This is a genomic window from Microbacterium sp., from assembly GCF_029263575.1.
GTDB lineage: Bacteria > Actinomycetota > Actinomycetes > Actinomycetales > Microbacteriaceae > Microbacterium.
In genome coordinates this window covers 1-14202 of the sequence record NZ_JAJUFV010000077.1, presented here as the reverse complement: position 1 = coordinate 14202, position 14202 = coordinate 1, and the positions used below count along the sequence as shown (strand labels likewise).

The 14202-nt window shown below is 66.4% G+C and carries 15 protein-coding genes; 13 read left to right on the top strand and 2 right to left on the bottom strand.

Going from position 1 to position 14202, the window contains the following annotated elements; translation table 11 throughout:
• A partial coding sequence (locus tag Q1J95_RS09305) for a LuxR C-terminal-related transcriptional regulator (protein WP_300267239.1) occupies nucleotides 1-157 on the top strand: 157 nt, incomplete at its 5' end.
• A gap of 133 nt (nucleotides 158-290) precedes the next feature.
• Here the strand turns inward: Q1J95_RS09305 and Q1J95_RS09300 are convergent.
• Entirely contained in the window at nucleotides 291-869 is a 579-nt protein-coding gene (locus Q1J95_RS09300) for an NADPH-dependent FMN reductase (protein WP_300267238.1), read from the bottom strand.
• Between the two features lie 179 nt (nucleotides 870-1048).
• On the opposite strand from Q1J95_RS09300, the gene Q1J95_RS09295 reads away from it, so the two are divergent.
• The 9 genes from Q1J95_RS09295 (at nucleotide 1049) to Q1J95_RS09255 (ending at nucleotide 11012) form a co-directional block, all read left to right on the top strand.
• Nucleotides 1049-1945, top strand: a complete 897-nt coding sequence (locus Q1J95_RS09295; protein ID WP_300267237.1) for an ATP-binding cassette domain-containing protein — start codon at nucleotides 1049-1051, stop codon at nucleotides 1943-1945.
• Entirely contained in the window at nucleotides 1942-3039 is a 1098-nt protein-coding gene (locus Q1J95_RS09290; RefSeq protein ID WP_300267236.1) for an ABC transporter permease, read from the top strand. Before Q1J95_RS09295 ends, Q1J95_RS09290 begins: the two co-directional genes overlap by 4 nt.
• A gap of 248 nt (nucleotides 3040-3287) precedes the next feature.
• A complete protein-coding gene (locus Q1J95_RS09285; RefSeq protein ID WP_300267235.1) occupies nucleotides 3288-4883 on the top strand; it encodes an ABC transporter substrate-binding protein in 1596 nt (531 codons plus the stop codon).
• 16 nt (nucleotides 4884-4899) lie between these two features.
• The gene (locus tag Q1J95_RS09280) at nucleotides 4900-6285 is read left to right on the top strand and encodes a M14 family zinc carboxypeptidase (RefSeq protein WP_300267234.1); all 1386 of its coding nucleotides are present in this window, start codon (nucleotides 4900-4902) and stop codon (nucleotides 6283-6285) included.
• The gene (locus Q1J95_RS09275) at nucleotides 6285-7217 is read left to right on the top strand and encodes an ABC transporter permease (RefSeq protein ID WP_300267233.1); all 933 of its coding nucleotides are present in this window, start codon (nucleotides 6285-6287) and stop codon (nucleotides 7215-7217) included. Before Q1J95_RS09280 ends, Q1J95_RS09275 begins: the two co-directional genes overlap by 1 nt.
• On the top strand, nucleotides 7210-8130 hold the full coding sequence (locus Q1J95_RS09270) for an ABC transporter permease (protein WP_300267232.1): 921 nt from the start codon (nucleotides 7210-7212) through the stop codon (nucleotides 8128-8130). The genes Q1J95_RS09275 and Q1J95_RS09270 overlap by 8 nt, the downstream gene beginning before the upstream one ends.
• A 36-nt stretch (nucleotides 8131-8166) precedes the next feature.
• Nucleotides 8167-8679 carry a MarR family transcriptional regulator gene (locus Q1J95_RS09265; protein ID WP_300267231.1) on the top strand — a complete coding sequence of 171 codons (513 nt, stop codon included), beginning with the start codon at nucleotides 8167-8169 and terminating at the stop codon, nucleotides 8677-8679.
• Nucleotide 8680: 1 nt separating this feature from the next.
• On the top strand, nucleotides 8681-10327 hold the full coding sequence (locus Q1J95_RS09260; RefSeq protein WP_300267230.1) for an ABC transporter ATP-binding protein: 1647 nt from the start codon (nucleotides 8681-8683) through the stop codon (nucleotides 10325-10327).
• Between the two features lie 97 nt (nucleotides 10328-10424).
• Nucleotides 10425-11012 (top strand): nitroreductase family protein, encoded by a 588-nt coding sequence (locus Q1J95_RS09255; RefSeq protein WP_300267229.1) that lies wholly within the window; start codon nucleotides 10425-10427, stop codon nucleotides 11010-11012.
• Between the two features lie 61 nt (nucleotides 11013-11073).
• Here the strand turns inward: Q1J95_RS09255 and Q1J95_RS09250 are convergent, their stop codons facing one another.
• Entirely contained in the window at nucleotides 11074-11691 is a 618-nt protein-coding gene (locus Q1J95_RS09250) for a TetR/AcrR family transcriptional regulator (RefSeq protein WP_300267228.1), read from the bottom strand.
• A gap of 178 nt (nucleotides 11692-11869) precedes the next feature.
• On the opposite strand from Q1J95_RS09250, the gene Q1J95_RS09245 reads away from it, so the two are divergent.
• The 3 genes from Q1J95_RS09245 to Q1J95_RS09235 all read left to right on the top strand — a co-directional run.
• On the top strand, nucleotides 11870-12610 hold the full coding sequence (locus Q1J95_RS09245; protein WP_300267227.1) for an enoyl-CoA hydratase/isomerase family protein: 741 nt from the start codon (nucleotides 11870-11872) through the stop codon (nucleotides 12608-12610).
• A complete protein-coding gene (locus Q1J95_RS09240; protein WP_300267226.1) occupies nucleotides 12607-13461 on the top strand; it encodes a 3-hydroxyacyl-CoA dehydrogenase family protein in 855 nt (284 codons plus the stop codon). Before Q1J95_RS09245 ends, Q1J95_RS09240 begins: the two co-directional genes overlap by 4 nt.
• The coding region (locus Q1J95_RS09235; RefSeq protein WP_300267225.1) for an aldehyde dehydrogenase family protein at nucleotides 13458-14202 on the top strand (745 nt) is incomplete at its 3' end. The genes Q1J95_RS09240 and Q1J95_RS09235, both read left to right, overlap by 4 nt.

Sequence of the window (14202 nt, the reverse complement as noted above, 5' to 3'; positions counted from 1 at the left end):
GCTCATGACCGAGGCGATGAGCAACGCTGAGATCGCCGCCCGGCTGTACATCGGCGAGGCGACCGTGAAGACGCATGTCTCACGGATCCTGCAGAAGCTCGGCGCGCGCGACCGCGTGCAGGCGATCGTGCTCGCGCTGCGCGGCGGGCTGGTGTAACGCCCGCGTGCGGGGTGCCCTGGCCCCGACCCTTCGACAGGCTCAGGGAGCGGAGCCGGGGCGGCGCTCAGGGAGCGGAGCCGGGGCGGCGCCGGTCATTGAGCCTGTCGAAATGTCCGGCGCCGCGCGTGGGTTACGCGTTCGCGAGCTCGGCGGAGTGCTGCACGCGTGAGATGAGGCCGTTGAACGCCTCGAGGTAGCCGCGGAGGAACCCGGCAGTGGAGTCGTCGGTCACCTGGCCGTCTTCCGTGAACAGGCCCGGGGTCGACTGGATGAAGCCCTCGGGCTGGCCCATCGTGATGGCGTTGAAGTGGCCGAGGATCGCACGCAGGTGCTGCTGGGCGGCTGCGGTGGCGACGCCCGAGCCCGAGGTTCCGATGACGGCGACCGGCTTGCCGTAGAACGACATCTCGCCGTAGGGGCGGGTCGACCAGTCCAGCGCGTTCTTGAGCACGCCGGGGATGGAACGGCTGTACTCGGGCGTGATGATGACGACGCCGTCAACGTCGGCGATGGCCTGCTTGAACGCGGTCGCGACCTCGGGGAAGTCACCGTCGTAGTCGGGCGAGTAGAAGGGCAGGTCCTTGATCTCGATCTCGACGAACTCGGTGTCCTCAGGGGCGAGGTTCACGAGTGCTTTCGCCAGGCGGCGGTTGATGGAGGTGCTGGAGATGCTGCCGACGATGTATCCGATGGTGCGAGTCACAGAGATTTCCTTCTTTCGGGCTCGAGTGAGCGATTGCGTTCTCCGATGCCAACGACCGGTGCAGCGGGTCTATTCCCATGAATGCAAAGAACTTCCCCGCGTGCGAGCATCCGCCCTCAGACGGAGACACGCAATCCGCCCTGCGGGGGATGCCGCAGCGCACGGCCAATTCATAGTGTTGAGTCATGACCTCAGCAACACTGCAACTCACCGGAGTCACGAAGAGCTACGGATCTCGCCGCGTGCTCGATGACGTCGGCTTCTCGGTCGAAGCCGGCCATCTCACCGGTTTCGTCGGCGGCAACGGCGCGGGCAAGACCACGACCATGCGCATCATCCTCGGCCTGCTCGCCTCCGACGGCGGCTCGGTCACCCTCGGTGGAACCGACCTGACCGCCGAGGCGCGCCGCCAGTTCGGCTACATGCCGGAAGAGCGCGGGCTGTACCCGAAGATGAAGGTGCTGGAGCAGGTCGTTTACCTCGCTCGTCTGCATGGGTTCAACAAGACGGATGCCACGGCGAAAGCCACCGCGCTTCTGACCGAGCTCGGACTCGGCGAGCGACTGAACGACAACCTCGAGGCGCTCTCGCTCGGCAATCAGCAGCGCGCCCAGATCGCAGCATCCCTCGTGCACGACCCTGAGGTGCTCATTCTCGACGAGCCGTTCTCCGGCCTTGACCCTCTCGCGGTCGACACGGTCGCGGCCGTACTGCAGGAGCGGGCGGCTCGCGGCGTCTCAGTGCTGTTCTCGTCGCACCAGCTCGATGTCGTCGAGCGACTGTGCGATGACCTCGTGATCATCGCCGGTGGCACGATTCGCGCGGCCGGCCCGCGAGAGCAGCTTCGCGAAGAGCACTCGGCTCCACGCTGGGAGCTCGAGAGCACCGGCGACGTCGGCTGGCTGCGTGACGAATCCGGCATCAGTGTCGTCGACTTCGAGGGCGGCAACGCGATCTTCGACGCTGACGACCCCGAGGTCGCGCAGCGTGTGCTGCGTCGCGCGCTCGAGGGTGGCAACGTCGCCCGCTTCAGCCCGCAGCATCCTTCTCTCTCGCAGATCTTCAAGGAGGTCATCCAGTGAACGCGTCAACGCCAACCACCATCTCCACGGCACAGGGCGTCTGGCTCGTCGCCGAACGCGAGCTGAGCACCAAGCTGCGCAGCAAGGCGTATCTGATCTCCACAGCCATCCTCCTGCTGCTGGCACTCGCGGGCGTCATCTGGGCTGGCATCGCCAGCCAGACGTCAAGCGCCACCCCTATTGCGGCGACGGCGTCAGCATCGAGCACGTTGGAAGGCGTCGACGGCTACGAGGTGACCGAGGTCGCCGATCGCGCCGCCGCCGAAGAACTCGTCACCAGCGGTGAGGCAGAGGCTGCGCTGGTCGATGACGCCGCCTCGCCCACGGGCATCACCATCATCGCCGACAGCAGTGCACCGCAGGATCTGCTGATGATGCTTTCGCAGTCTCCGAGCGTCGAACTGCTCAATCCCGGCACCGACGACGGCCCGCTGCGCTACCTTCTCGGCTTCGGGTTCGGTTTGGTGTTCATGATGGCAGCCATGATGTTCGGTCTGCCTGTCGCCACCAGCGTCGTAGAGGAGAAGCAGACCCGCGTCGTCGAGATCCTGCTCTCAACCGTTCCTGCACGAGTGCTCCTGGCGGGCAAGGTCGTCGGCAACACGATTCTCGCGATGTCGCAGATCCTGCTGCTGGTGGTGATCGGCTCGATCGGACTCATGGTCACCGGCCAGACCGCGGTTCTGCAGGGTATCGGTGGGCCGGTCGCCTGGTTCGCGGTGTTCTTCTTCTTCGGGTTCATCTTGCTTGCGGCGATGTTCGCGGCGGCCGGTTCGCTCGTATCTCGCCAGGAGGACGCGGGCACCACGATGACTCCGGTGATGTATCTGACGATGATCCCGTATTTCCTGGTAATCTTCTTCGGCGACAACCCCGTGGTGATGACCGTGCTGTCGTACGTGCCGTTCTCGGCTCCGGTGGGCATGCCGATCCGACTGTTCTTCAACGAGGCCGCATGGTGGGAGCCGCTCGCATCGCTTGCGCTGCTGCTCGTGGCCTGTGTGGTCGTGGTGCTCATCGGCGCGAAGATCTATGAGAACTCGCTGCTGAAGATGGGAGCTCGGGTCAAGCTGGGCGAAGCGATGCGCGGTTGAGCGCCCCCGATGCGGGTTCGGGAGGGCACGGATGCTGCGACTGCGGTCGCGGCATCCGTGCCCTCCTTTTCTTCTCGGGTATTGCGCTCAGGCGTCGATCGTGTTTCACTCCTATTACAAGTTTCAACAATCTTTGAAACTTCATTGACGACTGAACACAGTTCGTTCTAGCGTGCGGGAACGGGATGCCCACCCGAGCAGCCCATCCCGCCGCACCCAGTCCAAGAGGTGTGGCTCAAGGAGGAGTTATGCACAGCAAGAAACGAATGATCGCTGCCGCAGCCGCGGTGACGGCATTGACGCTCACGGGATGCTCGGCAGGATCATCCGACGGCGGCGATCAGACCAGCGACCCGATCCGCTACGCGGTCGAAGAGCCCGACTCGTTCGTGCCCGGAAACCAGTTCGGCTCCTACGCGATCCTCGAGACGATCTTCTCACCGCTGACCAGCATCAGCGAGGACGGCGAAGTGGGCTACGTCGCCGCCGAGTCGGTCGAATCGGATGACGCGAAGACCTGGACGATCACACTCCGTGACGGCTGGACCTTCCACGACGGCTCCCCCGTCACCGCGCAGGACTACGTCGACACCTGGAACTACGCCGCGTACGGCCCCAACGCCTGGGTCAACGGTGCACAGCTGGCCAACGTCGTCGGCTACGCCGAGATGAACCCGTCCGAGGGCGAGCCGACCGCTACCGAACTGTCGGGCCTCACGGTCGTCGACGACCTCACCTTCACGGTCGAGCTGGTCGCCGCCGATCGCCAGTACCCGCTGCAGCTGACGATCGGACAGACGGGTCTGTATCCGCTGCCCGACGGCGCGCTCGACGACCTCGAGACGTGGGAGGAGAATCCGATCGGAAACGGCCCGTTCCAGCTCGTCGACGGCTGGTCTGCCACCGAGCCGATCGACGCCGTCGTCTACGACGACTTCATCGGCGACGAACCAACGATCGACGCGATCACGTTCGTGCCCTACCTCGACACGGCGACGGCCTACACCGACACTCTGGCCGGCGAGATCGACATCGTCGCCATCGCCGCGTCACAGGTCGAGCAGGCGCGCACCGAGTTCGGCGATCACGTGCACGAGCTCGACGCCCCGGGTGTCGACTTCCTCGGCTTCAACCTCGACGACCCGCGCTTCTCGGACGTTCGCGTGCGCCAGGCCATCTCGATGGCGATCGACCGCGACGCGATCAACGATGCGGTCTTCGGCGGCTCGCAGGTGCCTGCCACCTCACTCACCGCCCCGAGCATGCCCGGCAGCCCCGAGGGCGTATGCGGCGAGTTCTGCGAGTTCGACCCCGACGCCGCGAAGGCTCTGCTAGAAGAGGCTGGAGGCTTCGACGGCGAGATGCAGGTGCACTTCATCGCCAACTGGGGCCAGGAAGACCTCTTCGAGGCCATCGCCAACCAGCTGCGCCAGAACCTCGGCATCGAGAGCGTCGTCGCCGCCCCCTCGGCTGACTTCGCCGCCTTCACCGACATGGTCGCCCAGGGCGACACCAACGGACCGTTCCGCGCCCGCTGGGGTGCGCTGTACCCCAGCCAGCAGAACACCCTGACGGCTGTGTTCACCGCCACCGGCGAGGGCAACTTCGGCGCCGGCGGATACAGCGACCCCGAGGTCGACGCTCTGCTGCAGGCGGCGAATGCCGCCGACTCTCTCGAAGAGTCGTACGCCGGATACACCGCCGTGCAGGAGCGCATCCTCGAGGACTTCCCGACGGTGCCGCTGTTCGGAAACCGCTACCTCTATGTCACCTCGGATCGCATCGCTGAACTGCACACCAACTCGGGTGCCGTCAACGTATCCGAGGTCATCGTCGCCGACTGAACGGGAGCCGAAAGTTTTGCCGCACTACCCCGCAACAGCGCTCGGCACGGCGGAGGACATCCTTCGCCGTGCCGGCGCCGTGCCCGAGCACACGCACTTCCCCACCGTCGACGAGCTTCATCAGCGACTCGAAGATGTGCGTGCCGAGCACCCCGAGCTGATCACCGTCGAACGCATCGGCACGAGCAGGCTGGGCGAGCCGATCCGGCTCTACCACGTCGGCACGGGCAGCCGGTCGGCGCTGATCGTCGGCGCCGTCCACCCCAACGAGCCGATCGGCTCACTCACGATCGTGCATTTGGTCGAACAACTCGTGCACGACGAGGCCTTTCGAGACGGGCTCGACACCGCCTGGCACATCATCCCCTGCGCCGACCCCGACGGCACACGACTGAACGAGGGATGGTTCGGCGACCCCGCCGATCGCGAGCGCTACGCCCGCGAGTTCTTCCGCCCGGCGCCAGATGAGCAGGTCGAGTGGACCTTCCCCTTCGACTACAAGACCGCGTACTTCGACGCCATGATGCCCGAGACACAGGCACTGGCCCGGGCGATCGACAGCACCCGACCCGATCTGTACGTTCCGCTGCACAACAGCGAGGGCGGAGGCGCGTACTTCTATCTGTCGCGCGCGGTGCCCGCTCTCTACCCGCTGCTGCACCAGGTCACGGCATCCTGTGACGTGCCGTTGCACGTGGGCGAGCCCGAAGGCGCGCATTTCACGGTGCTCGATCAGGCCATCTACGAGATGGGCACGCTGGAAGACGCGTATGACTGGACCGAGGCGCAGGGCTTCGACCCGTACCCGCCCGGTTCGGCCGGTGACGCCTCGACCTCGTATGCGTCGAAGTACGGCGCCCTCTCGCTGATCGCCGAGCTGCCGCAGTTCAGCGATCCGTCGGCTGACGACACCACGCCGACCGACACGCTGTACCGTGACGCGCTGCGCCGCAGCGGCGAACAGCTCGTCGAGACCGGAGAACTGCTCACCGCCCTGCTGGCACGCGTCGATTCACGGGTGCGAATGGATACCGCCCTGTTGCGCGCTGCGCGCGCGTTCTCGCCCATGGCCGTGACGGCTGGCGAGAGCAACATCGCACGAGCGGATGCTGAAGGCGATCGGCCCGCGACGGTGGCCGAACTGGCAAGCCTGGACGGCCTGGTCGACCTGCATCGCCTGCGCTGGGGCGGGATGCTGCGACGAGCGCTCAGGGCAGAGGTCGATGCCGGCATCGCCGCGCCGACCGTGCGCGGCGCAGCCGCAGATGCCGAGCAGTTGTTCACCGGGTGGCTTCGCGACGCATCCGCCGGGCGCAGTTCGGTGCCCCTGCCGCTGTCGCGCGTCGTCGGCGTACAGTACGGGGCGATTCTCGCCGCCCACGCCCACCTGGAGCACCGCTGATGCGAATGACGCTGAGCATTGCGCAGCGGGTGGCGGGGTTCGCGCTCGTCTTCGTCGGCGTGACGTTCATCATCTATCTCGCCGTGTTCAGTCTGCCCGGTGATCCGATTCGCGCTCTGGCGGGCGATCGTCAACTGCCGCAGTCGGTCGTCGATGCGATCAATGCGAAGTACCTGCTCGACCAGCCGCTGTGGGTGCAGTACACCAATTATCTCGGCAATCTGCTGCAGGGCGACCTCGGGCTCGACCTCACCGGGCGTTCGGTCTCGGACAAGCTCGCCACGCGTTGGCCGGTCACGATCACCCTGGCGCTGACGGCCTGGGTGATCCAGGTGGCGCTGGGTCTCACGGTCGGCATCGTCTCGGCTCTGAAGAAGGGCACGGTGATCGACAAGGGTCTGCTGGTCATCGCGATCGGGCTCAGCTGCATTCCGGTGTTCGTGCTCGGCATCACCGCGCAGATCATCTTCGGCGTTCAGCTGAACTGGCTGCCGGTGGCAGGAACGCGAGACGGGTGGCCGCTGTCGTATCTGCTTCCCTCGCTCGTGATCGCCGCAATCGGCCTGGCTGCCGTCTCACGTCTGGTGCGCGGTTCGATGATCGAGAACCTCGAGGCCGACTACGTGCGCACGGCGCGGGCGAAGGGCATCGGCGAGGGGCGCGTGATCGGCCTGCACGTCATGCGAAACTCCCTCATCCCGACCGCGACATTCCTGGCCACCGACCTCGGCTTTCTGCTCGGTGGCACGGTCGTGATCGAGGGCATCTTCAACCTTCCCGGTGTCGGCAATCTGCTGTTCACCGCGATCCGTGACCACGAGGCGGCGATGGTGGTCGGCATCTCCACGGCGCTGATCCTCATCTTCCTGATCACCTCGCTGCTGGTGGATGGCATCCACGCGCTGCTCGACCCGAGGATCCGCCGTGCCTGAGAAGACTCCTCCCCCGACCGCCAAGATCGCGGTGCCCAAGACGACCGGTGTCGTCCTGCCGAAGAAGGCGACGAGCCCGTGGAAGCTGCTGCTTCGTCGCCCGCTGTTCTGGATAAGCACGATCATTCTGCTCGTCATGCTCGCCTTCGCGGTGGCACCGGCGCCGTTCGCCGGACTGTTCGGCCATGGCGACCCGCGCGCGTGCAACCTGGCCGACAGCAAGGTCGCCTCGGCGCCGGGGCATCCGTTCGGTTTCGACCTGCAGGGATGCGATATCTGGGCTGGGGCGATCTACGGCGCGCAGTCATCGATCGCGGTGGGTCTGCTTGCCACCGTCATCTCGCTGGCGATCGCTCTCGTGTTCGGCATCGTCGCCGGCATGGGCGGGCGCGTGGCCGACTGGATCGTGTCGCGAACCACCGAGGTCTTTCTCGGCTTCCCCTTCCTGCTCGCCGCGATCGTCGTGCTGAACATGCTCGGCACCCGCAACGTGCTCACCGTCGGCGTCGTGCTCGGTGTGTTCGGCTGGCCGATGATGGCCCGGCTCATGCGCGCATCCGTCCGGTCAGTGGCCGGCACCGACCACGTGCTGGCCGCCCGCACGATGGGCTTGGGTGTCGGACGCATCGTGACCCGCTACGTCGTGCCCAATGCCGTGCAACCGGTGCTCCTGCTGGCGACGTTGACGGTCGGTGGGGTGATCGTGGCCGAGAGCACCCTGACGTACCTCGGCATCGGGCTCTCGTCTCCGGCCATCTCGTGGGGTCTGCAGATCGCTGCGGGCTCGCGCATCTTCCAGAGCGCTCCGCACGTGCTGGTGCTGCCCAGCATCCTGCTCGCCCTCACCGTGCTGGCCGTCGTCGCCCTCGGTGAAGAGCTTCGCAGCGTCTTCGATCCGCGAGAGCGTCGATGACAATGGGATGCTGGACGCACGAGAAGGGACGAATCGATGACCGCTGACACCCCTGACATCGACGAGCGCGAGCAGTACCGGCGACAGTTCGCCGAGGAGATCAGCCTGATCTGGGAGATGACGGGAACCTCGCGCATGGACGGGCGCGTGCTCGGCTATCTGATGATCATGGATCGGCCATTCATCTCGTCTGCTGATCTCGCCGAAGCGCTCAGCGCGAGCACGGGCGCGGTGTCGATGGCGACCAGACGCCTGATCGATACCAACTACATTCGGCGCCACTCGGTTCCCGGTGACCGCAGTCACTACTTCAAGGCCGAAGAAGACCCATGGGGAAGCTTCCTCGCGAACGAACGACGCTACTTCGACCGACACATCGACTCGATCGACACGGCGCTTCGCTGGTTGGGTCCCGATGAGAAGGACGCCCGCATCCGCCTCACGAACGGTCGCGACTACCTCGAGTGGGTGCAGGAGTATCACCACAAGATGCTTGCCGACTGGCAAGAGCACAAGCGCGCCCGCGATGAGGGCGAAGACAAGGTCTGATATGAGCACACCGACCACCGCTCCTGTTCTCGACATCCGTGATCTTCGAGTGCACTTCGGCACGCGCGATCAGGTCGAGGTGGTGCACGGGCTCGACCTGCAGATCGCGCCCGGCGAGGTTGTCGCGGTGGTCGGGGAATCCGGGTCGGGCAAGTCGGTCACGGCTCTGTCTGTGATCGGGTTGCTGCCGGAGAACGCGCACGCCAGCGGTTCGATCACGCTGAACGGACGCGAGCTTCTCGGCCTCAGCGCCGGCGAGCTGCGGCGCGTGCGAGGTGCGCAGATCGCGCTCATCTCGCAGGACCCGGTCGCCTCGCTCAACCCCGTCTTCACGATCGGGTTCCAGGTGGTCGAAGCCGTTCGCGCGCATGATCGTTCGATCAGCGCCGCCGCGGCGCGGGGGCGCGCGATCGAACTGCTCGAGCTTGTTGAGATTCCCGAACCCGCGCGGCGCATGAAGCAGTATCCGCATGAGCTCTCAGGCGGACAATGTCAGCGCATCGGAATCGCGATGGCCCTGGCCGCTGACCCGCAGCTGCTCATCGCCGACGAGCCGACAACCGCGTTGGACGTGACCGTGCAGGCCGAGGTGCTCGACGTGCTCGCGCGTCTGGGTCGTCGCGAAGGGCGTGCGATACTGCTCATCACGCATGACATGGGTGTCGTCGCCGAGCTCGCCGATCGTGTCGCCGTCATGCGCGACGGAGAACTCGTCGAACAGGGCTCCGTGCGCGAGGTGCTGCTGTCACCGGCGGGGGCGTACACGAAGCAACTGCTCGACGCGGTGCCGCGCATCGGCGAGCGCGAGACGATCAACGCAGCTGTCGCGACTGAACAGCCGCCGGTGCTGGACATCGCCGACCTCGAGGTGACTTACGGCAATCGTCTGCGTGGGCTGTTCCACGCCGTGAACGGTGTCAGCCTCCAGGTGCGCCAGGGCGAGATTCTGGGCCTGGTCGGCGAATCCGGCAGCGGCAAGTCGACCATCGGGCGCGCGATCATCGGTGCGGCTCCCGTGAGCGGCGGGTCGATCACCGTCGAGGGCGTCGACATGCTCACCGCCACGCGGGCGGTTCGCCGTGACACCCGCCGTCGCATCGGCGTCGTGTTTCAGAACCCCGCGCTGTCGCTGAATCCGCGCTACACCGTGCGCCAGAGTGTCGAAGAACCGCTGCAGGCGATCCGGGGGCTGCGCGGCAGCGAGCTGAACGACCGCGTCGATGCACTGCTCGACTCGGTCGGACTGCTGGGACGCGCCAGTCGGTACTCGCACGAGCTCTCGGGCGGACAGAAGCAGCGTGTGGCGATCGCCCGCGGCGTCGCGCTGGATCCGGCGCTGCTGATCGCGGATGAGCCGACCAGTGCGCTGGACGTATCGGTGCAGGCGCAGGTGCTGGATGTCTTTCGCGAGTTGCAGGAGAGGCTGAACTTCGCGTGCGTGTTCATCAGCCACGATCTGGCCGTGATCGACGAGCTGTGCGACAGCGTGGCTGTGCTGCGGAAGGGGTCGCTCGTCGAATCGGGTTCGCGCGCACAGGTGCTGCAGCATCCGTCCGATGACTACACGCGGCGCCTGCTCGCGGCGGCACCGGTGCCCGATCCCGATGTGCAGCAAGAGCGGCGGGCAGCACGACTCGCGGGAATCTGAGCAGGTTACGCCGGGTGACATGCTCTCAGCACGCTGTATTACGCTGAATAGATGATGGACGACGGGGTCCGACACGTCACGTACCCCGAAAGGCATCATGAGCACTTCCACGATCGAGCGCATTGCAGACACCTCCGTTCCGGTGAACGAGATTCTCACCGCACGCTGGAGCCCCCGTGCCTACGAGGCCACGACAGCGCTCGATGAAGACAAGCTCACCGCGGCCCTTGAGGCCGCGCGCTGGGCGCCGTCGGCATACAACGGCCAGCCGTGGCGCTTCGTCATCGCTCGCCGCGGCACCGCGCTGCACGCCGACATCGTCGCATCGCTCATCGGCTTCAACCAGACCTGGGCGCCAGCGGCCGCAGCGCTGATCGTGGCGATCGCCGAGACGGCCGACGAGAACGGCACGGTCATCACCCATGCGTCCTACGACGTGGGCCAGGCCGTCGCGCACCTGAGCGTGCAGGCGCACCACGACGGACTCTTCGTACACCAGATGAGCGGCTTCGACGCCGACGCCGTCGCCACCCGACTCGAGCTGGAAGAGCGCTTCGCTCCCACGACCGTGCTCGCCATCGGCGACCTCGGCGATGCATCGGTGCTCTCCGACGCGCTGCAAGAGCGCGAGCGCGCACCGCGTACGCGCCGGCCGCTCGCCGAGACCGTCATCGCGAGCGCCTGAGCGACGTCAGTCGGGCCGCGACGCGCGCCCGCGTCGGCGAAAGACCGCCCGCTCACCCCTACTAGCGAACCTGCAGCCCGCTCATCGCTGTGGCGAGTACGGTCTCGGCCATGGCATCCGCATCGATCGTGCCGCCGGGTCGGTACCACTCGGTGAGTGAGTTGATCATGCCGAAGATGAGGCGAGTGGCGACCGCCGCGTCGATGTCGTCGCGCACGAGCCCCTGACTCTGGGCGGTACGTACGACTTCGGTGACGCGGGTATCGAACAGCCGCCGCCGCTCAAGAGCGGCGTGCTCGACGGGGCTGTTTCCTCGAACGCGCAGCAGCAGCGTGACGTAGGGCTGTCTCTCGATCAGCACCGTCACGGCTCCGCGGATGACGTCGGCGAAGCTCTCGGGTGCCGAACGCGCGTTCGCGAGCGCATTCTCGAGGGCGCTCTCCAGTCCGGTGAGCGCTTCGTCGAGCGCCAGCCCGAGAAGCTGCTCTTTGGATTCGAAGTGATGGTAGACGGCTGATTTGGTCAGCCCGAGTCGCTCGGCGAGGTCGGCGACAGAGGTGGCGTCATAACCCTTCTCGATGAACAGGCGAACAGCGATCTCGAGCACTTCGGAGCTGTCGTACCCGGGCCGACCACGCCTCGTCTGCGCTCGCACACCGCTCGTCTGCGCTGCTCGCATCGTTTCCTCTCCGCGGGCGCCGGGCGCTCGCCATCGCACCAGTCTGCCTGACTCTGGACGACTCCGCCGTCACCGGTACCATATTACTGACCGATCGGTTGGGAAATCTGTTTCGACAGCACCCCGACCGAGAACGAGAGGATGACGATGTCCGAGGTTTATCGCGTGGAGCGGGTCCATGACTGAGCCGCTGCACATCGACCGCCGTGCCGACCGCGTCGTCGTCACGCTCGACCGGCCCGAGGTGCGAAACGCCATCGATCAAGCGACGATCGACGGACTGCACGCGATCTGCCAGGAGCTCGAAGACGATCCGCGCACGCTCATCCTCACCGGGTCCGGCGGCGTCTTCGCCGCGGGAGCGGACATCGCACAGTTGCGCGAGCGCACCGCGGATGACGCCCGGCGGGGCATCAACACGACAGCCTTCCGGCGCATCCGTTCGTTGCCGATGCCGGTGATCGCAGCCATCGACGGATACGCGCTGGGCGGTGGCGCCGAGCTCGCGTACGCGGCAGACATCCGAATCGGCACACCCTCGGTGCGGATCGGCAACCCCGAGACGGGGCTGGGCATCATCGCCGCGGCGGGCGCCACCTGGCGGCTGCCCGAGATCGTCGGCGATGCGCGGGCGAGCGAGCTGCTGCTGACGGGTCGGATCCTGCGCGCCGACGAGGCTGTGCAGTGGGGACTGCTGTCGTCTGTTCACCCGGCGGACGAGTTGATGGATGCCGCACACGAGATCGCCGACCGCATCGCGGCAAACGACCCGCTGGCGACGCGTCACACGAAGCGGGCGCTGTTGGCGGATGCCGATCAGCACCCGCAGCTGGAGCTGGAGCTGCAGGCAGAGCTGTTCGAGTCATCCGAGAAGCACCGCAGAATGACCGCATTCCTCGACAGGAAGAAGACCGCATGAGCATGCCCGAGACCGTGGGAGTGATCGGCGGCGGCCGCATGGGCGCCGGAATCGCGCACGCCTTCGCCCTGACCGGCTCGCGGGTCGTGATCGTCGAGCGCGATGACGACGCTGCCGCCGCTGCGCTGGAGCGCGTGCACGCTTCACTGAAGCGCTCGGCGCAGAAGGGCTTTGCGCAGAAGAGCCTGGACAAGATGACGGATGCCGTGTCGGCATCGACCGCGTTCACAGCGCTGCGCGGCTCTGCCCTCGTCGTCGAGGCCGTCTTCGAAGACCGACCAACCAAGATCGACACGCTGCGCCAGGCCGAAGAGATCATCAGCACCGGCACGCCGCTGGCCAGCAACACGTCGTCGATCTCGATCGACGAGCTGGCTTCTGCGCTGGAGAACCCGCAACGGTTTCTCGGACTGCACTTCTTCAATCCCGTTCCGACGTCCACGCTGGTCGAGATCGTGATCGGCTCTCGCACCGCCAGCGAGCTCGAATCGGCGGCGCGCGGCTGGGTCGCCGGGCTGGGCAAAGCGCCGGTCGTCGTGCGCGATTCGCCGGGCTTCGCATCCAGCCGTCTGGGCGTCGCGCTGGCGCTGGAGGCGATCCGCATGGTCGAAGCCGGCGTCGCGAGCGCCGAAGACATCGACACGGCGATGGAGCAGGGGTACCGGCATCCGGTCGGTCCGCTGCGCACCACCGACATCGTCGGCCTCGATGTTCGTCTCGGTATCGCCGAGGAACTTCACCGCAAGCTCGGCGAGCGCTTCGCGCCGCCGGAACTGTTGCGAAAGCTGGTCGCTGACGGCCGACTCGGTCGCAAGAGCGGCCAGGGATTCTACGAATGGAGTGAATCGTGACCGACTTCCTTCCCAGTTATGTGCAGGATGCCTGGTGGGCTCCTGAGCCGACCGCTGCGTCAACGGCGGTTCGGGATGCTTCGACCGCCGAGGTCGTCGCGAACGTCAGCGCAGAAGGACTCGACCTCGCTGGCGCGCTCGACTACGCCCGCACGGTGGGGCAGGCCTCTCTCGGCCGGCTGACCTTTCATCAGCGGGCCGTGCTGCTGAAGAAGTTCGCACTGGCACTGACCGAGCGCAAGGACGAGCTGTATGAGCTCTCGGCGCGGGCGGGCGCGACAAAGGCTGACTCGTGGGTCGACATCGACGGCGGTATCGGTGTGCTCTTCGCGTACTCGGGCAAGGGGCGACGTGAGCTGCCCAACGCGCACGTGTACGTCGATGGCGCGGTCGAGCCGCTGTCGAAGGACGGCTCGTTCCTCGGTCGGCACATCTTCGCCCGGCTGCCCGGTGTCGCGGTGCAGATCAACGCCTTCAACTTCCCGGTGTGGGGTCCGCTCGAGAAGTTCGCCCCGGCGTTTCTGGCCGGGATGCCGACGCTCATCAAGCCCGCCACGCCCACGGGGTACCTCACCGAGGCGATGGTGCGGATTCTCGTCGAGTCCCATCTGCTGCCGGAGGGTTCGCTGCAACTGGTCAGCGGCAGCGTTCCGGGGCTGTTCGACCTGCTGCGGCTCGGCGATCTCGTCGGATTCACGGGCAGCGCGTCGACGGCGGCGCAGCTGCGGCAGCATCCGGCTG